The 18,034-nt window shown below is 72.0% G+C and carries 14 protein-coding genes; 6 read left to right on the top strand and 8 right to left on the bottom strand.

Annotated elements, in window-relative coordinates; translation table 11 throughout:
- Positions 1 to 2 precede the first annotated feature (2 nt).
- The 6 genes from DEJ48_RS22455 to DEJ48_RS22430 form a co-directional block, all read right to left on the bottom strand.
- Positions 3 to 1,487 (bottom strand): aldehyde dehydrogenase family protein, encoded by a 1,485-nt coding sequence (locus DEJ48_RS22455; protein ID WP_150217889.1) that lies wholly within the window; start codon positions 1,485 to 1,487, stop codon positions 3 to 5.
- Entirely contained in the window at positions 1,484 to 3,223 is a 1,740-nt protein-coding gene (locus tag DEJ48_RS22450) for an N-acyl-D-amino-acid deacylase family protein (RefSeq protein WP_150217888.1), read from the bottom strand. Before DEJ48_RS22450 ends, DEJ48_RS22455 begins: the two co-directional genes overlap by 4 nt.
- A gap of 199 nt (positions 3,224 to 3,422) precedes the next feature.
- Positions 3,423 to 4,553, bottom strand: a complete 1,131-nt coding sequence (locus tag DEJ48_RS22445) for an LLM class flavin-dependent oxidoreductase (protein WP_150217887.1) — start codon at positions 4,551 to 4,553, stop codon at positions 3,423 to 3,425.
- A 130-nt stretch (positions 4,554 to 4,683) separates the two neighbouring features.
- Entirely contained in the window at positions 4,684 to 5,481 is a 798-nt protein-coding gene (locus DEJ48_RS22440; RefSeq protein ID WP_150217886.1) for an SDR family NAD(P)-dependent oxidoreductase, read from the bottom strand.
- Between the two features lie 40 nt (positions 5,482 to 5,521).
- The gene (locus tag DEJ48_RS22435; RefSeq protein ID WP_150217885.1) at positions 5,522 to 6,439 is read right to left on the bottom strand and encodes an LLM class F420-dependent oxidoreductase; all 918 of its coding nucleotides are present in this window, start codon (positions 6,437 to 6,439) and stop codon (positions 5,522 to 5,524) included.
- Between the two features lie 1,082 nt (positions 6,440 to 7,521).
- Positions 7,522 to 8,751, bottom strand: a complete 1,230-nt coding sequence (locus DEJ48_RS22430) for an amidohydrolase family protein (RefSeq protein WP_150221313.1) — start codon at positions 8,749 to 8,751, stop codon at positions 7,522 to 7,524.
- A 269-nt stretch (positions 8,752 to 9,020) separates the two neighbouring features.
- On the opposite strand from DEJ48_RS22430, the gene DEJ48_RS22425 reads away from it, so the two are divergent.
- From DEJ48_RS22425 to DEJ48_RS22420, 3 genes are all read left to right on the top strand, one after another.
- Complete coding sequence (locus DEJ48_RS22425) at positions 9,021 to 12,002, top strand: AfsR/SARP family transcriptional regulator (protein WP_150217884.1); 2,982 nt, start codon at positions 9,021 to 9,023, stop codon at positions 12,000 to 12,002.
- Positions 12,003 to 12,207: 205 nt separating this feature from the next.
- On the top strand, positions 12,208 to 12,381 hold the full coding sequence (locus DEJ48_RS39805) for a hypothetical protein (RefSeq protein ID WP_190537525.1): 174 nt from the start codon (positions 12,208 to 12,210) through the stop codon (positions 12,379 to 12,381).
- A gap of 201 nt (positions 12,382 to 12,582) precedes the next feature.
- On the top strand, positions 12,583 to 12,786 hold the full coding sequence (locus tag DEJ48_RS22420; protein WP_150217883.1) for a hypothetical protein: 204 nt from the start codon (positions 12,583 to 12,585) through the stop codon (positions 12,784 to 12,786).
- A gap of 394 nt (positions 12,787 to 13,180) precedes the next feature.
- Here the strand turns inward: DEJ48_RS22420 and DEJ48_RS22415 are convergent, their stop codons facing one another.
- Complete coding sequence (locus DEJ48_RS22415) at positions 13,181 to 14,053, bottom strand: hypothetical protein (RefSeq protein WP_150217882.1); 873 nt, start codon at positions 14,051 to 14,053, stop codon at positions 13,181 to 13,183.
- 26 nt (positions 14,054 to 14,079) lie between these two features.
- On the opposite strand from DEJ48_RS22415, the gene DEJ48_RS22410 reads away from it, so the two are divergent.
- Both DEJ48_RS22410 and DEJ48_RS22405 read left to right on the top strand, forming a co-directional pair.
- A complete protein-coding gene (locus DEJ48_RS22410) occupies positions 14,080 to 14,655 on the top strand; it encodes a hypothetical protein (protein ID WP_150217881.1) in 576 nt (191 codons plus the stop codon).
- An 80-nt stretch (positions 14,656 to 14,735) separates the two neighbouring features.
- On the top strand, positions 14,736 to 15,131 hold the full coding sequence (locus DEJ48_RS22405; protein ID WP_150217880.1) for a VOC family protein: 396 nt from the start codon (positions 14,736 to 14,738) through the stop codon (positions 15,129 to 15,131).
- Here the strand turns inward: DEJ48_RS22405 and DEJ48_RS22400 are convergent.
- Positions 15,128 to 16,726, bottom strand: a complete 1,599-nt coding sequence (locus DEJ48_RS22400; RefSeq protein WP_150217879.1) for a FadD3 family acyl-CoA ligase — start codon at positions 16,724 to 16,726, stop codon at positions 15,128 to 15,130. The two genes, DEJ48_RS22405 and DEJ48_RS22400, sit on opposite strands and share 4 nt — an antisense overlap.
- Before the next feature lie 102 nt (positions 16,727 to 16,828).
- On the opposite strand from DEJ48_RS22400, the gene DEJ48_RS22395 reads away from it, so the two are divergent.
- On the top strand, positions 16,829 to 17,980 hold the full coding sequence (locus tag DEJ48_RS22395; RefSeq protein WP_150217878.1) for a lipid-transfer protein: 1,152 nt from the start codon (positions 16,829 to 16,831) through the stop codon (positions 17,978 to 17,980).
- Positions 17,981 to 18,034 lie beyond the last annotated feature (54 nt).

Below are 18,034 nucleotides of genomic sequence, written 5' to 3'. Positions count from 1 at the left end.
TCTCACCCCGGCCACACAAGGGACTGCAGTTCGCTGTACGCGTGCAGGGCGTACGAGCCGACGTCCCGCCCCACCCCGCTCTTCTTGAAGCCGCCGAACGGCGCCTCCATGTTCCGCGCGATCGTGTTGACGCCGACGCCGCCCGCCCGCAGCCGACGGGCCACCCGGAAGGCGCGGGCGACGTCGCCCGACCACACGTAGTCGATGAGGCCGTAATCACTGTCGCCTGCGAGGGCGATCGCCGTCTCCTCGGCGGCCTCGGGCCCGTCCGCGTCGAAGGGGACCACGACCACCACAGGACCGAAGATCTCCTCGCGGACCACCCGCATGTCGGACGTGCAGTCGGCGAGGAGGGTCGGCGCGACGTAGAAGCCCTTGTCCGACAGAGGCCGTTCGCCGCCCGCGACGACCCGCGCGCCTTCCTTGCGCCCCTCCTCGACGTACGCCTCGACGCGGTCACGGTGGGCGGCGGAGATCACGGGTCCGACGACGGTGCCGGGCGCGGCCGGATCGCCGACCTTCAAGTAGCCGATGTAGGCGGAGAGTCTGTCGAGGAGCTCCTCGTACACGCCTCGCTGGACGATGACACGGGTCGGCGCCGTACAGATCTGCCCGCTGTAGAAGGAGAACGTCGTGCCGATGCCCGCCACCGCGGCGTCCAGGTCGGCGTCGTCGAGGACGATCGCCGCGCCCTTCCCGCCCAGCTCCATCAGCTGCCGCTTCATGTCGCGGCCGCACACCTCGCCGATGCGCTGCCCGACGGCCGTGGAGCCGGTGAAGCTCACCATGTCGACGTCGGGGGAGGCGACGGCCGCCTCGCCCACGGCGGAGTCCGTGCCGGACACGACGTTCACGACACCGGGCGGCACACCGGCTTCCTCCAGGGCCGCCGCCATCCCGTAAACGGACAGCGGGTCCTGCGGCGCGGGCTTCACGACGACGGTGTTGCCCATGGCGAGGGCGGGCGCGACCTTGCCCGCCGGGTTCGCCCAGGGATTGTTGTACGAGGTGATGCAGGTGACGACACCGACAGGTCTGCGCACGGCGAGCGCCCCCACGACACCGGCCCCACCCATGGGCCCGGCCTCATGGATCTGGGGCGGAAGCGCGGCCTCGACCGGTTCGAGCGCCCCCTTCGCGTACCGCTCGAAGCGCGCCACGGCCACCGCCACCTGCATGCCGCGCGCCGTCGCGGTCGTGGCGCCGCTCTCCGCCTGCGCGAGCTCGGCGTGCGCGGCGAAGTCGCGCCGCAGGATGCCCGCGGCGCGGGACAGGATCCCGGCACGCTCCTCCGGCGTCGTGCGCGACCAGGCGGCGAACGCCTCGCGGGCCGCCGAGGCCGCCGCGCGGACCTGCTCGCCGCTCGCCTCGGGCGCGAGCCCGACGACGCCCTCGGTGGCCGGATTGACGACTTCGTAGTGCCCGCCGTCGGGTTCGACCCACTCACCACCGATGAACAGCCGTCGCGGGGTGCCGTCGCCGCTCACTTGGTGCTCACCGTCCTGGTGTCGCGCCCGGACCGCAGAATCCTCCCGGGCACGGCCCCGGTCACCACGTCGTCACGAATGGCCTCGACGCCGTTGACCCAGACCGCGTCGATGCCGATCGCCTTGGAGTCGAGGCGCGGGCTGTCGCCGGGCAGGTCGTGGACGAGGGTGGCCTTGCCCGCGTCGATGCGCTCGGGGTCGAAGAGGACGAGGTCGGCGTGGTACCCCTCGGCGATCCGCCCGCGCTCACGCAGCCCGAACAGCTGGGCCGGATCGTCGGTCAGCATCTTCACGGCCTGCTCCAGGCCGACCAGCTGCCGCCCGCGCAGACAGTCCCCGATGAACCGGGTCGTGTACGGGGCTCCGCACATCCGGTCCAGATGCGCGCCGGCGTCCGAGCCGCCCAGCATGACGTCCTCGTGCTGCCAGGTCTCGGCGCGCAGCGCCCACGAGTCCGGGTCGTTGTCGGTGGGCATCGGCCACAGCACGGTGCGCATGTCGTCGTTCGCGCAGATCTCGACGATGCAGTGGAACGGCTCCTGCCCGCGCTCGGCGGCGATGTCGCCGACGACGCGGCCGGTGAGCCCTTCGTTGGCGGCGGAGTACGTGTCGCCGATGACGTACCGGTCGAACCGCGCGAGCCGCCGGAACACCCCGGCCTCCTTGCTCGCGGCCCGCGCCAGCATCTCCTCCCGCACGGCCGGGTCGCGCAGCTTCGCGATCCGCTCGGGAACGGGCAGGCCGAGGACGTCGCCCCAGCCGGGGATGAGGTTGAGGGCGCAGAACGTGCCGAGGGACATGTTCATGGGCGTGAGGATCGGCATGGTGAGCGCGACGATGCGGCCGCCCGCCTTGCGGGCACGCTCACTGGGCACGAGCTGCCGGGGTACGCGCTCCGGCACGGCGGCGTCGATGGTGAGCACGTTCCAGTTGAGCGGCCGCCCCGCCGCGGCGCTCATCTCGACGAACAACTCGACCTCGTCGTCGCTGAACTGATCGAGACACCCGGCGACGATCGCCTCGATCTGCGTCCCCTCGTGCTCGCCGACGGCACGGCTGAGGGCGAGCAGCTCCGCGGGCTCCGCGTGCCGCGAGGCGACGGGCCGGCCGTCGCCGTCCGAGTGGGTGGACGACTGCGTGGTGGAAAGCCCCCAGGCACCGGCGTCCATCGCTTCGCGCAGCAGTCGCACCATGGCGTCCAACTGCTCATTGGACGGCTGCCCGCCGACGGCGTCCTCCCCCATGACGTACCGCCGCAGCGCGCAGTGCCCCACCATGAAGCCCGCGTTGACGGCGACGCGCCCCTCCAGGGCGTCGAGGTACTCCCCGAAGGAACTCCAGGTCCAGGGCGCGCCCTCTTCGAGCGCCACGAGCGACATCCCCTCGACCTTCGACATCATCCGCCGCGTGTAGTCGGCGTCGCCGGGCCGCTCGGGATGGAGCGGAGCGAGCGTGAACCCGCAGTTGCCGCCCGCGACGGTGGTCACGCCGTGGTTGAGGGACGGCGTCGCGTACGGGTCCCAGAACAGCTGGGCGTCGTAGTGCGTGTGCGGATCGACGAACCCCGGCGCGAGCACACGCCCCCGGGCGTCCTCACTGGTCCGTGCCTCCTCGGTGACGGTGCCCGGCGCGGCGACGACGGCGATGCGCCCGTCCCGGATCCCGACGTCGGCAACGCGCCCGGGCACACCGGTCCCGTCGACGACGGTCGCGCCCTTGATGAGGTGGTCGAGCATGACGGGACGTCCCCTTTCGAGGGTTCGAGGGTTCGGGGTTCGGTATTCAGCCCGTCCGGCGTTTGAGGACGAGCCCGGAGGGCGATCGACGGGGGCCCGGGGGCTCGCCCCCGTGACGGCAACCCCGTGGCACCGCAAAACGTCCGGCAGGACCCCGGCTTCCCGTCCGGGAGGGGGAAGCCGGGGTGGCTCAGAGGGACTACGCGCCGCCGGCCGCCTGCCGGAACCGCGTCGTCCGGTGCACCGGATCCGTGTCGATCTTCGGAATCACGTGCTCACCGATCAACCGGATCGTGTTCTTCGTGTCCTCGGGCGAGATCCCGATCGGCAGCCCGAAGCTGAGCTGGTCCGCCCCGGCCTGCTCCCACCGCTTGCACTGCGTGAGCACCTCGTCCGGATCGCCGCAGATCATCAGCTCCTCGGCGATGAGCAGCTCGATGAGCTCCTCGGTGTACTCGGGGAGCAGCTCGGGCCACTCGGGGATGCCCTCGGGCCGGGGGAACGTGTCGTGGTAGCGGAACAGCAGTGACTGGAGGTAGTTGAGGCCGCCGCCGACCGCGATCTCGACCGCCTTCTTGTGCGTCTCCGCGCAGATCGCCGTCGACGTCACCATGACGTTGTCGTTGACGAAGTCCCCGATCGCCAGCGCCTCCTTGACCGCCGTCTTGTACGACTCGACGACCCACTCCATGTCGGAGACCTTCTGCACGCTGAAGCCGAGGACTCCGAGGCCCTTCTTGCCGGCCATGGCGTACGAGGACGGGGACCCGGCGGCGTACCACATGGCCGGGTGCGACTTCCCGTACGGCTTCGGCAGGATCTTCCGGGGCGGCAGGGACCAGTGCTTGCCCTGGAACCCCACGTACTCGTCCTGCAGCCACATCTTGGGGAACTCGGCGATCGTCTCTTCCCAGATCTCCTTGGTGTGGTTCATGTCCGTGATGCCCGGCATGAAGCCGAGGATCTCGTGCGAACCGGCACCGCGCCCCGTGCCGAACTCGAACCGCCCCTGCGAGAGATGGTCGAGCATCGTCACCTTCTCCGCCACCTTCACGGGGTGGTTGACGGGTGCGAGCGGGTTGAAGATGCCGGAGCCGAGGTGGATGCGGTCGGTGGCGTGGGCGAGGTAGCCGAGGTAGACGTCGTTGGCGGAGAGGTGCGAGTACTCCTCCAGGAAGTGGTGCTCGGACGCCCAGGCGTACTTGAACCCGGACTTGTCCGCCTCGATGACGTACTCGGTCTCCTCGATGAGCGCCTTGTGCTCCGCTTCGGGGTCGACCTTGGCCCGCTGGGCGGGCACGTATCCCTGTACAAAGAGACCGAATTCCAAGGGAGGTTCACCGTCCTCGTGAGGTCTGACGGTTTCTGACGCCCCGTCAGATTGCGATGGGTCGACTGTTCCACCGCCCCGCCGGAGCGTCAATAGCTGACGCAACGTCAGCGACGGTCCCGGGCCGGGGTCACACGACGCTGACCCCCGCCAGCCATCCGCCGTCGATGACGAACGGCTGCCCCGTGATGTACGCCGAGTCGTCCCCGGTCAGGAACAGCGCCAGCGCGGCCACTTCCTGCGGCTGCCCGATCCGCCCGAGCGGCACGAGCTTCTTGTACAGCCCCGCGACCGCCTCCTTCGCCGCCTCCGGGTCGGCGGCCGGGCCGGCCTGCGGGTCCAGCTGCGCGGGGTTGGTCATCGGTGTGTCGACCGCCCCCGGGCACACGGCGTTCACGCGGATGTCGCGGCTCGCGAGCTCCAGGGCGGCGACCCGGGTGAGGCCGAGGATGGCGTGCTTGGTCGCCGCGTACGCGCCCACGTACGCCATGCCCGTGAGGGCCGTGTAGGAGGCGGTGTTCACGATCGTGCCGCCGCCGGCCGCGCCGATCTCGGGGGCGACGGTGCGGATGCCGAGGAAACAGCCGATCTGGTTGACGCGGATGATCTGCTCGAACTCTTCGAGGGGCGTGCTGGTGAGTTCGTTGAAGCGGAGGATGCCCGCGTTGTTCACGAGTCCGTCCACCTTGCCGAAGGCGTCCTTGGCGGAGGCTATCGCGGCGTGCCAGTCGTCCTCCACGCCGACGTCGAGGTGGACGTACGCCGCGGACTCCTCCCCCAGTTCTTTCGCGAGGGCGCCGCCCTGCTCGTCCAGCACGTCGGCGATGACGACGCGGGCTCCCTCCTCCACGAAGAGGCGCGCCTCCTGCTCGCCCTGTCCGCGCGCGGCGCCGGTCACGATGACGACGCGGCCGTCCAGCTTGCCCATGGGGAACTCCTCTTGGTGGGGGACGTTCTGACGACGGTGATCAATTGAGGTGCGGGGCGACGTCGGCGGCGAAGGCCGCCATCTGGTCGGTGAGTTCGCCGCGTCCGCGGCTGCGGAAGCGCACCTGGATCTGGTCGACGCCCATCGCGGCGTACGCGCGGAGGGACTCGGCGAGGGCGTCCGGCTTCCCGGCGAGCGTGCGGCGGCCGACGGGCCAGGCGGGTTCCCCGACGTACAGCGGCTCGGTGATCGCGCCGACGGTGACGGGCTCGGCGATCCCGGCTTCCTCGCGCAACCGCTTCAGCCTCGCGATCTGCTCGGGCAGCTTGTCGCGCGGGTCGCCCTGCGGCAGCCACCCGTCGGCGCGGGTCGCCGCGCGGCGGACGGCGGCGGGGGAGGATCCGCCGACCCAGAGGGGTACGCGGGCCTGGGCGGGCCGTGGCAGCTGCCCCAGATCCTTGAAGGCGAAGGTCTCGCCCTGGTACTCCGGGTACTCCTCCGTCCCCAGAGCCGTCCTCAGCGCGTCGATCGTCTCGTCGAGGATCGGGCCGCGGCGCGCGAAGTCGACGCCGAGCGCCTCGAACTCCTCCTGCACGTGCCCGGCGCCCACGCCGAGGATCAGCCGTCCTCCGCTGAGGCGGTCGAGGGTGGCGTACTGCTTGGCGGAGAGGAGGGGGTGCCGCAGGCCGACGATGGCGACGTGGCTCATCAGGCGGACGTTCTCGGTGACGGCGGCGAGGTGGGCGAGGGTGGCGACGGGGTCGTACCAGACGGTGCTCATGGCTTCGGCGAGGCGGCGGGGGATGGCCACGTGGTCGCAGCATGCGATGTAGGCGAAGCCGGTGCGGTCGGCGACGCGGGCGATCTCCACGAGCTCCTCGGGCCCGGCGTCCTTCTCCCACCCTTCCGCGTACATGGAACTCTGCGACTGCACGGGCAACTGCATCCCATAAACCATCGCCCCACTACCCACACCCCACCCACTCTCCCGCCAGCCCAGCTGACGCACCGTCACTTGTCGGGTACGAACACATGCTCATACCTGACACCCCGTCAGACAAGGGGTCTGGCGGGGCGCCTTGGGCGATGTGTTTGCGGTTTGTCGGCGGGGCGGAGGCGGGGCGTGGGCGTGGCGGGGCGTGGGCGTGGCGGGGCGGGGGCGCGCGGGTGCGGCTCGGTGTCGGGCTGCGCCCGCGATTCGTCGGCGGGGCGGGGGTGCGCGGGTGCGGCTCGGTGTCGGGTTGCGCCCGCGATTCGTCGGCGGGGCGGGGCGCGCGAGTGCGGACCGGTGGCGGCTGCGCCCGCGATTCGTCGGCGGGGCGGGGGCGCGCGAGTGCGGCCCGGTGTCGAGTTGCGCCCGCGATTCGTCGGCGGGGCGGGGCGCGCGAGTGCGGCCCGGTGGCGGCTGCGCCCGCGATTCGTCGGCGGGGCGGGGGCGCGCGAGTGCGGCCCGGTGTCGAGTTGCGCCCGCGATTCGTCGGCGGGGCGGGGCGCGCGAGTGCGGCCCGGTGGCGGCTGCGCCCGCGATTCGTCGGCGGGCGGGAGCGCGCGGGTGCGGCTCGGGGGGCGGGTGCGCGCGGGGTTCGTCTGTGGGTGCGGGGCCGCGGGGGTATGTCCGTACTCGCCATCCCTGCGCCGCGTGGAATGTTTCCGGCCGCCCCCGTGCGCTCGGTGCTGCGTGCGCACATACCCCCACGTCCCCTCCCGTTTCGTGCGCGGGTGCGGCCCGGTGGGGGCATGCGCGCCTGTTCCCACTGGCCCCAAACACCCGCCCCTACCCCCGCAGGACGGTGCGGGGCAAACGGGTGGGTGGGTGGGGACCATCCGCCGCGGAGCGGCGGGGTCGAGGCTCCTACCCGGGAAGGGCGGAGCGGGGTGAACGGGTGGGTGGGTGGGGGCCATCCGCCGCGGAGCGGCGGGGCCGGTGCTCCTACCCGGGAAAGGCGGTGCGGGGTGAACGGGCGGGTGGGTGGGAGGGGTGCGCCGCGGAGCGGCGGGGTCGGGGGTTCCGCCTGGGCTGGGCGGCGCCGGGGAACAGACCTACGCGCCGGGCCAGAGGCCTGCTTCCGTGAGGCCAAGGAGCGCCACCGCGTTACCGCGGACGATGCGGTCCACGACCTCCGGCGAGAGGTGACCCATCTGGGACTCCCCGACCTCACGGGACTTGGGCCAGGTCGAGTCGGAGTGCGGGTAGTCCGTCTCGTAGAGGACGTTCCCGACCCCGATGGAGTCGAGGTTCCGCAGCCCGAACGCGTCGTCGAAGAAGCAGCCGAAGACGTGTTCCGCGAAGAGTTCGGAGGGCGGTCGCGTGACCTTGTCGGCGACGCCGCCCCACCCCCTGTTCTCCTCCCAGACGACGTCCGCCCGCTCCAGGATGTAGGGGATCCAGCCGATCTGGCCTTCCGCGTACATGACCTTCAGGTTCGGGAAGCGCTCGAACTTGCCGCTCATCAGCCAGTCCACCATCGAGAAGCAGCAGTTGGCGAAGGTGATCGTGGAGCCGACGGCGGGCGGCGCGTCCGCCGAGGTCGACGGCATCTTGCTGGAGGAGCCGATGTGCATGGCGACGACCGTGCCGGTCTCGTCGCAGGCGCGCAGGAAGGGGTCCCACGCGTCGGTGTGGATGGACGGCAGCCCGAGGTGCGGGGGGATCTCGGAGAAGGCCACCGCCCGTACCCCCCGCGCCGCGTTGCGCCGCACCTCCGCGGCGGCGAGCTCGGCGTCCCAGAGCGGGATGAGCGTCAGGGGTATGAGGCGTCCCGCCGCCTCCGGCCCGCACCACTCCTCCACCATCCAGTCGTTGTACGCGCGGACCGACAGGAGCGCGAGCTCCCGGTCCTTGGCCTCCGTGAACGTCTGGCCGCAGAAGCGCGGGAACGTGGGGAAGCAGAGCGCGGACTGGACGTGGTTGACGTCCATGTCGGCGAGGCGGTCGGGCACGCTGAACGAACCGGGCCGCATCTGCTCGTACGTGATGACCTCGAGTTTGATCTCGTCCCTGTCGTAGCCGACGGCGGTGTCGAGGCGGGTGAGGGGGCGGTGCAGGTCCTCGTAGATCCACCAGTCCCCGATGGGTCCGTCTTCCCCCTTCTCCCCCATGACCGGGGCGAACTTGCCGCCCAGGAAGGACATCGACCGCAGAGGGGCGCGCACGATCCGCGGCCCCCTGTCCTGGTACTTGGACGGGAGCCGGTCCCGCCAGACGTGCGGAGGTTCGACCGTGTGGTCGTCCACCGAGATGATCTTCGGGAAGGTCTCCGGGGTCTCCATGGTCTCCATACGGCCACGGTAGCGCCGATCTGACGACCCGTCAGCTAGTCGGACGCGGGCGGCTGCGACGGCGAAGCAATCCGGAATGTCGTGCGAGGACCCTGTGAGAGCCGTCTCCCACGGCTGACGCATCCGCCATGAACAAGGCAAACTGGCGGGGAGCAAGAACCATGCACGACGGAAAGGGCCGCACGGCGGCTTACGCACCACCGCGGGCGGGCAGGTCCGCGACCGGCAGGATTGGGAACGGCAGGGCGGCAGGGGGAGCGATGGTCGATGTACCGCGAGTACCGGAGCAGCGGCGTCCGGCCTCGGGGAACACCCCCGAGGAGCGGACCGAGGGGCATCCCCCCGAGGTACCGGCGTCGCGCTTCAGCGTGCTCGGACCGGTGCGCGCCTGGCACGGCCCGGACCAGCTCAACACGGGCTCGCCCCAGCAGCGGGCGCTGCTCGCGGCCCTCCTGCTGCGGGACGGCCGCACGGCCACGGCCTCGGAACTGATCGACGCCCTGTGGGGCGAGGAGCCGCCGTCGCAGGCACTGGCGGCGGTACGCACGTACGCGTCGCGGCTCCGCAAGGTGCTGCCTCCCGGCGTCCTCGTCAGCGAGTCCGGGGGGTACGCGGTCCAGGTCGCCGAAGGCGCGCTCGACCTCGCCGCCGCGGAGGACCTCTGGTCGGCGGCGGAGAAGGCCCGCGGCGCGGGTGACCTCTGCCAGGCGCGGTCGCTGGTCAACAGAGCGCTCGGACTGTGGGACGGCGAGCCCCTGGCCAACGTCCCGGGTCCGTACGCCGACACGCAGCGCACCCGCCTCGACGAATGGCGCCTCCAGCTCCTGGAGACCCGCCTGGACATGGACCTGGAGCAGGGCTGCCACGCGGAGGCCGTCTCGGAGCTGACCGCGCTGACCGCCGCCCACCCGTTGCGGGAGCGGCTGCGCGAGCTGCTGATGCTGGCGCTGTACCGCAGCGGACGCCAGGCGGAGGCCCTCGCGGTCTACGCGGACACGCGCCGCCTCCTCGCCGACGAGCTCGGCGTCGACCCGAGGCCCGGCCTCAAGGAACTCCAGCAGCGCATCCTCCAGGCGGATCCGGGCCTTGCCGAGCCGTCCGCTCCCGCACAGGAACCCGCGACGACCGTGGTGCGCCCCGCGCAGCTCCCCGCGACCGTCCCCGACTTCACGGGCCGCGCGTCCTTCGTCAACGAACTGAGCGACATCCTGTCGACCGCCGAGGGCCGCGTGATGGCGGTCTCGGCGCTCGCGGGCATCGGCGGCGTCGGCAAGACGACCCTCGCCGTGCACGTCGCCCACGTGGCGCGCGCCCACTTCCCCGACGGCCAGCTGTACGTGGACCTCCAGGGGGCGGGTGCGCGCGTCGCCGAGCCGGAGACGGTCCTCGGCGCGTTCCTGCGCGCCCTCGGCACGGCGGACTCGGCGATCCCGGACTCCCTGGAGGAGCGGGCCGCCCTGTACCGGTCGGTCCTCGACGGGCGCCGGGTCCTCGTCCTGCTCGACAACGCGCGCGACGCGGCGCAGGTCCGGCCGCTGCTGCCCGGCATGGAGGGCTGCGCGGCGCTCGTCACGAGCCGCGTCCGGATGGTCGACCTGGCGGGCGCGCACCTGGTCGACCTGGACGTGATGTCCCCCGAGGAGGCGCTGCTCCTCTTCACCCGCATCGTCGGCGAGGAGCGGGTCGCCGCGGAGCGTGAGGCCGCGCTCGACGTGGTGGCGGCGTGCGGTTTCCTGCCGCTCGCCATCCGCATCGCGGCGTCCCGGCTCGCGGCGCGCCGCACCTGGACGGTCTCCACGCTCGCGGCGAAGCTGGCGGACGAGCGGCGGCGTCTCGACGAGCTCCAGGCGGGCGACCTCGCGGTCAAGGCGACGTTCGAACTCGGTTACGGCCAGCTGGAGCCGGCCCAGGCCCGCGCGTTCCGCCTCCTCGGCCTCGCGGACGGCCCCGACCTGTCCCTCGCGGCGGCCGCGGCGGTCCTGGACCTCCCCCTGGACGAGACGGAGGACGTCCTGGAGTCCCTCGTCGACACGTCCCTGGTCGAATCCGCGGCACCGGGCCGCTACCGCTACCACGACCTCGTACGCCTCTACGCGCGCGCCTGCGCCGAACGCGACGAACAGCCCCCCGGCGAACGCGACGCGGCGATGTCCCGCCTCCTCGACTTCTACCTGGCCTCCGCGGCCCGCGTCTACGCGATAGAACGCCCCGGCGACCGCACGGTGGACCACCTGGAACCCACGGAACACGCGGGCCAGGACTTCACCGACGACACGAAGGCCCTGGACTGGCTGCACGCCGAGGCGGCCTGCATCCTGGCGTGCGTGCAGCAGTCGCTGGGGGCGGGGATGCTGCGGCGGGCCGTCGATCTGCTGCTCGCCTCAAAGGACCTGGCCGAGTCCGGTGCGAGTTCGCTCCGCTACGAGCTGGCCACGGCGGCCGCACGGGACGCCGCGGAGGCGGCGGGGGACGCCTGCGCCGAGGGCCGGGCGCGCGTCAGTCTCGCGCAGGTCATCATGCGCATCGGCGGCCACTTCGAGGCGGCGGCCGCCGAACTGGCGCGCGCCGCGCACCTGGCCGTCACCTCCGAAGACCCCTGGACCAGCGGAAACGCGCCGAACGAGCAGGGGATCGCGGCCGCCTGCATGAAGCAGTACGCCGCCAGCGAGAGCTACTTCCTCCAGGCGATCGAGGCCTTCCGTGCCGACGACAACCGCCCCGGCGAGGCGAGCGCGCTGTGCAACCTCTCCCGCGTGCTGGTCTCCGTCGGGCGTACGGCCAAGGCGATCGAGATCGCGGAACAGGGCGTGGAGATCTACGACGACCTCGGGCTCACCCTCCGGCTGGCCAACGCGAAGTACGCCCTGGGCATCGGCCTCGGCCATGCGGGCCGCCACGCCGACGCCCTCGACCAGCTGACGGACGCCCTGCGGATGTTCGTGGAGAACCGGCAGCGGCTCTGGGAGGGGACCTCGCACTACCGCATCGCCCAGGTGCACCTGGGGGCACGGCGTCCCGCGCTGGCCGCCAAGCACGCGGAGCAGGCGCTGGCGACCGGCTGCATCGGTGGCGACTGGATGCGCGCCAACGTCCTGACGCTCCTCGGCACGTCCCTCGACGGCCTCGCGCAGCTCGACCGCGCGCGGGCCTGCTGGCGGGAAGCGCTGGCCATCCACGAGGGCGCCGGCGCTGTGGAGGCCGACGAGGTGCGCGCGCTCCTGAACCCCGTCGCGGCCGCCTGACGGACGCCCCCGCCGCGTTCATCGAACGTTTATGGCGGGCTGCCACTCTCTACGCATCGATCCGTCGCGTCGGGGGGCAGACGGGTCGCATGGGGCCTCACAGATAGGGTGAGCGGCCCAAGAACGCCCGTTCGGCGACCCTCGGGGGAGTTGCCGAACGGGCGTTCTGCCCCAGAGACCTGTCACTTCCAGGGGAGTTGCCACCATGAGCGAAGTCAAGAAGGACCTCACCATCCAGAAGGATGGCCACATGCCCGCCCCGCCCAAGGACGGCACGGTCACCCCGCAGGGCGACGGCCACATGCCCACCCCGCCGAAGGACGGCATCACCGTCCTGCACGACGGCCACATGCCCGCCCCGCCGGCCGAGGACGCCTGAGACTTTCATCCGACGGGGGTCGGCCGCGGCGGCGCGGAGGGGGAGCCGCCGCGGCCGACGTGTGTCCGGGGGCGGGGCCCGGAGCCGGGGGCCGGTTCAGGCCATTCAAGGGCGCGAACCACACGTACGACTCGAACATCAGTCCCATACGCCATTAGCGTCCCTGACATCCGAAAGCTGCACCTTTTCAAGGGAGTTGGAATGACCCGCACCAAAAAAGCCCTCGCCACCCTCGCCGTGACGGCCGCCGCCGTCTGCGGCGCGGCGGGCCCCGCGCTCGCCGACAGCCATCTGCCGGTGGCCCCGCGGAGCGACAGCTACATCCCGACCGGCCCGCAGGGCGAGGGTCACATGCCGACCACTCCCCTGGGCGAGGGGCACATGCCGGTCCCGCCGCGGGGCTGACGTGCGGGGACGGCCGCCGCCGAGGCGTGGGGCGCCGGTGTCGGCGGCGGCCGGGTGTGCGCGCCGGCGTTGCGGCTCCCCTCCACGTACCGGTGCGCACACATGCCCTCTCGGCACCGGGGCACGCGGGAGTGAGCCCCGGGTTGGACAGGCCGACAGGGCGTGGGCCGGGGCTGTGCGAGGTCGGCGGTACGGCTCCGGCCACGGGCCGCTGGGACGGCCCAGGTGGTCCGGGGTCTCGGGACCGGAGAGCGATGGTCACGCGGGAGGAGCGCCATCGCAGGGTCTCCTCCCTTGTGAGGCTAGGCCCGTCCCGCTCCCGACGGAACCCGCGGCACCGCACCAGGGTTCCTGCGGCAACCCACGTAGGGGAGACCGCCCTTCCGTGGCGGGGTCACGGAGCCTGGTCCGTCACGAGCCGCTGCAGCGAACGCTTCAGCGCCGCCACGAACCCGTCCCGCGTCTCCTCGTCGAGGAGGTCCAGGGACAGGTACGGATTGAGGTCCTCCAGCTCGACCAGGAGGAGCTCCCCGGACGGGGCCCGGCACGCGTCGACGCGCTGGATGCCGTGGTCGACGGCGTTCCAGTCGACGAAGCGGAGGGCGAAGGCCAGGTCCGCCTCAGTGGGCTCGTACCGCTCCAGGTGCCAGCGCCTCGCGGGGTCGGGCGCGTGGAGTGCGTACTGGAAGGAGCGGTCGACGAAGTAGAACGACACCTCGTACGCGAAGTCGACGCGCGGCTGGATCAGGATGCCGTCCGGGCCCGGCGTCAGCTCCGCCAGCTCGTCCCGCGCCACGAAGGCGAGGCCGATCGAGTCCGCGCCCGCCTTCGGCTTGACCACGTACGTCGGCGTCTGCGGCAGCCGGTGCGCGTCGCGCGGATCGTCGACCGTCGGAATGACCGGAAGGCCCGCCTCCGTCAGTTCGAGCAGATACTGCTTGCCCACCATGTCCGCCCTGCCGGTGAGCTGGTTGTAGACGCGGGCCCCGCACCGGGCAGCCCGCCGCGTGAAGTCGTCCCACTGCTCCTGGTAGTGGAGGACGGGGCCGCTGTTGCGGACGACGACCGCGTCGAAGGCGTCCGTCTCCATCAGGGACGCGGCGTCCAGCGGGTGGCACAGGGCCACGTCGAAGTCCTCGCGGAGGCGGGTGGTGAGGTAGATGTCCTCGTCGCAGTAGCGGCGGCCCTTGGCCTGGTAGGCGAGGTCCGTGACGAAGAGGATGCGGGGGCGGTGGAGCGGGCCCTCGCCGGAAAGCTCGGTGTGCATCGCGTCATCGTGGCACAGTCATGAGCATGGCCACCTCGACGTACTCAGTGCTGCGCGGGACGCGCGTGCCCGCCCTGCTCCTGTGCGCCGCCGCCGTCCTCACCGCCTGCGGCGACGAGCGCCCGGGGGCCGCCGGGGCCCCGACACAGCGAGACGGTGGAGTCCCGACTCCGAGGGTCGACGGCACGGCCCCCTCCTCCGGCGCCTCCCCTTACGTGGAGCCCGGAGTCATCGACGGCGCGCCGCACAACAGGGAGAACAACGCCTACCGCCGCCCCGCTGAGGTGTCGCTCTCCGGACGGGCGGCCGCGTGGGACGAGGCCGCCCGCATCCACCCCGTCCTGAAGCGGCTCTGGGAGACGAAGAAGTGGGATGCGTTCAGCGTGCGCACTGAACTCGTCGACAAGCTGGGGTACGAGGATCGGCTTGATGTCCAGGAGCAGTACCCGACCGCTGAGGGCGACCAGGAGGGGGCGTTGATCGGGCTCTCCGTGGGGGACGACGCCTGCGTCACCGGCTACATCGGGGCGACCGGCTTCGGCGCGGACGTGAACGGCCGCTTCCCCGAGACCGGTTGCGTCACGCCCCCCACCGGCCACTGAACCGCCAACCACCGCAACCCCGCGTCCCCGCCGCATATATCCGTGGACACGCCCGCCCCGCACAGCGAATAGTGCCGCCCATGACTTCTCTTGTGCGCCACCTCACGTTCGACGCCATCGATGCCTACCGCCAGGGCGCCTTCTGGGCCGAGGTCCTCGGCGGCAGCCTCGCCGACGACGACTTCCCCGGCGACCCGGAGGCCCTGGTGACGGCCGAGGGCACCGCCCTGCTCTTCGTGACCGTGCCGGACGCCAAGTCCGTCAAGAACCGGCTGCACATCGACCTCCAGCCGCGGGACCGCACCCGCGACGAGGAGGTCGAGCGGCTCCTCGCGCTCGGTGCGAAGCTGTACGAGGACCACCGCAGGCCGAACGGCCGGGGCTGGGTCACCCTCACCGACCCGGAGGGCAACGAGTTCTGCGTGGAGCTCGGCGCCGAGGAGCGGGAGGCGCTGATCGCCGCCGGCGCCAACTAGCGTGCCCGTAGCGCCCCTTTCACCACCTTCCCGCTCGCGTTCCTCGGCAGCTCCGCCACGAACTCGACGGCTCTCGGCACCTTGTAGTTCGCCATCTCCCTGCGGGACCACGCGATCAGGTCGTCCGCCGTGACCACCGCCCCGGGGCGCCGCACCACGTACGCCTTGCCGACCTCGCCGAGCCTCGGATCGGGCACGCCGATCACCGCGACGTCCGCCACGGCGGGGTGCACGCCGAGGAGTTGCTCTATCTCGGCGGGGTAGGCGTTGAAGCCGCCGACGATGAACATGTCCTTGATGCGGTCCGTGATGCGGAGGTTGCCGTCCTCGTCGAGGACGCCGACGTCGCCCGTGCGCAGCCACCCGTCGGGGGTCACGCACCGCTCCGTCTCCTCCGGGTCCTCGAAGTAGCCCTGCATGACGTGGTGGCCGCGGACGAACACCTCGCCGGTGCGGCCGGGTGCGAGCGGCTCGCCGCCGGGGCCCACCACCCGTACCTCCGTGTCGGGGATGGCCCGGCCCGACGTCGCCGCGATGACGTCGGCCGGGTCGCCGCGGCGGCACATCGTGACGATGCCGCTGGCCTCCGAAAGTCCGTACGCGGTCAGGACGGTGGCGATGCGCAGCTCCGCCCGCAGCCGCTCCACCAGTTGCAGCGGCACCACGGCGGCGCCGGTCACCACGAGGCGCAGTGCGGAGAGGTCGTGCTGGTCGCGGGAGGGGTGGTCGAGGATCGACTGGTGCAGGGTGGGCGGACCGGGAAGGACCGAGATGCGTTCCGCCGCCACGTTGGCGAGGACCGTGTCGACGTTGAAGACCGGCTGCGGCACCATCGTCGCGCCCCGCATCAGGCACGCGATGATCCCGGCCTTGTAGCCGAAGGTGTGGAAGAACGGGTTCACGATCAGGTAGCGGTCGCCCTCGCGCAGCCCGGCCAGGTCGCTCCACACGTCGTAGCACCGCAGGGTCTGGGCGTGGGTGATGACGGCGCCCTTGGGGCGGCCGGTCGTGCCCGAGGTGAAGATGATGTCCGAGGGCGCGGAGCCCTCGACGGAGTCCGCGCGCGTGCGGACCGCGTCCGCGGGGACCCCGTCGCCGCTCGCCAGGAAGTCCTTCCAGGTGCGGAAGGACTGCGGCGCGTCGTCGGCGAGGACGACGACCTGCTCCAGGTGCGGCAGCCCCGGCAGCGGTCCGTCACCCGGTCCGTCCGCGGCGGCGCGGCGCAGCGAGGCGACGTACGACGTGCCGAGGAACGTGCCCGTGACGAAGAGGAGCTTGGCACGGCTGCGGGCCAGGACGTATGCCGCCTCCGTACCCTTGAAGCGGGTGTTGAGGGGGACGAGGACCGCGCCCGCGCTGACGGCGCCGAGCGCGGAGACGATCCAGTCGAGGGTGTTCGGCGCCCAGACGGCGACGCGGTCGCCGGGCTCGACGCCGTTGGCCATGCAGGCGGCCGCGGCGTGCCCGACGCGCTCGCCCAGTTCCGCGTACGAGATGCGGGTGCGGCCCTCGACGACCGCCTCCCGCGGGCCGTACCGCTCGGCGGCCGCCCGTACGAGTCCCGGGATGCTGCCCCACTCCAGGTCGCCCCGCATCGCATGCTCCTCCTGCTAGCTGACTATCCGTCAGATTAGCTGTAGCCTGACGCGCTGTCAGCAGTGGTGACACGCTCGCGACAGGCGGAGGTGCCGTTGCCCATGGCTTCACTCAAGGACGCCACAGCGATAGTCGGGATCGGCCAGACCCCGTTCGCGAAACAACTCCGTTCGAGCGAGAAGGAGTTGGCGTGCCGGGCGATCGTGGCCGCGCTCGACGACGCCGGGATCGCGCCGTCCGAGGTCGACGCCTTCGCCTCGTACACGATGGAGGAGACCGACGAGGTCGAGGTCGCCAAGGCCGTCGGCGCGGGCGACGTCACCTTCTTCAGCAAGGTCGGCTACGGCGGCGGCGGTTCCTGCGCCACCGTCGGCCACCTCGCGTCCGCCATCGCCACCGGGCAGGCGAGCGTCGGCATCGCCTGGCGCTCCCGCAAACGCGGCAGCGGCCCGCGCCCCTGGAAGAACACCACGGTCCAACTCCCCACGCCCGCCCAGTGGACGCGCCCCTTCGGCCTGCTCCGCCCCGCCGACGAGATCGCGATGCTCGCGCGCCGTCACATGCACGAGTACGGCACGACCCGCGACCACCTCTTCAACGTCGCCCTCGCCTGCCGCAACCGCGCCAACCAGAACCCGGCCGCGATGATGTACGAGCGCCCGCTGACCCGGGACATGTATATGACGTCGCGCTGGATCAGCGAACCGCTCTGTCTCTTCGACAACTGCCTGGAGACGGACGGCGCCCTGGCGTGCGTGATCGTCTCCGCCGAGCGGGCGCGCGACTGCCGGCAGAAGCCGGTGTACGTCCACTCCGTCGCGCAGGGCCTGCCCGCCCAGCACCACGGCATGGTCAACTACTGGACCGACGACCCGCTCTCGGGCCCCGCCTGGACGGCCGCCCGACACCTGTGGAAACAGGCGGACTTCGGCCCGCAGGACGTGGACGTCGCCCAGATCTACGACGCGTTCACCCCGCTCATCCCCCTCTCCTTGGAGGGGTACGGCTTCTGCGACCGCGGCGAGGGCGGCGCGTTCACGGAGGGCGGCGCCCTGGAGAGCGGCGGCCGCCTCCCCATCAACACGGGCGGCGGCGGACTCAGCGAGGCGTACGTCCACGGCTTCAACCTCATCAACGAGGGCGTGAAGCAGCTGCGGGGCACGAGCACGGCGCAGGTCCCGGACGCCGCTACCTGCCTGGTGACGGCAGGAGAGGGCGTCCCCACCTCAGCGCTGCTCCTGAGGGCCCCGTAGGGGGCCGCGCGGGGAACTGCGCGAGCAACCACAACGAGCCCGCACTCGCGAGAG

It is taken from the genome of Streptomyces venezuelae (genome assembly GCF_008642315.1).
In the GTDB taxonomy this organism is placed as follows: domain Bacteria; phylum Actinomycetota; class Actinomycetes; order Streptomycetales; family Streptomycetaceae; genus Streptomyces; species Streptomyces venezuelae_D.
The sequence above is the reverse complement of the archived record's forward strand: the minus strand, read 5'-3'. Positions and strand labels throughout refer to the sequence as shown.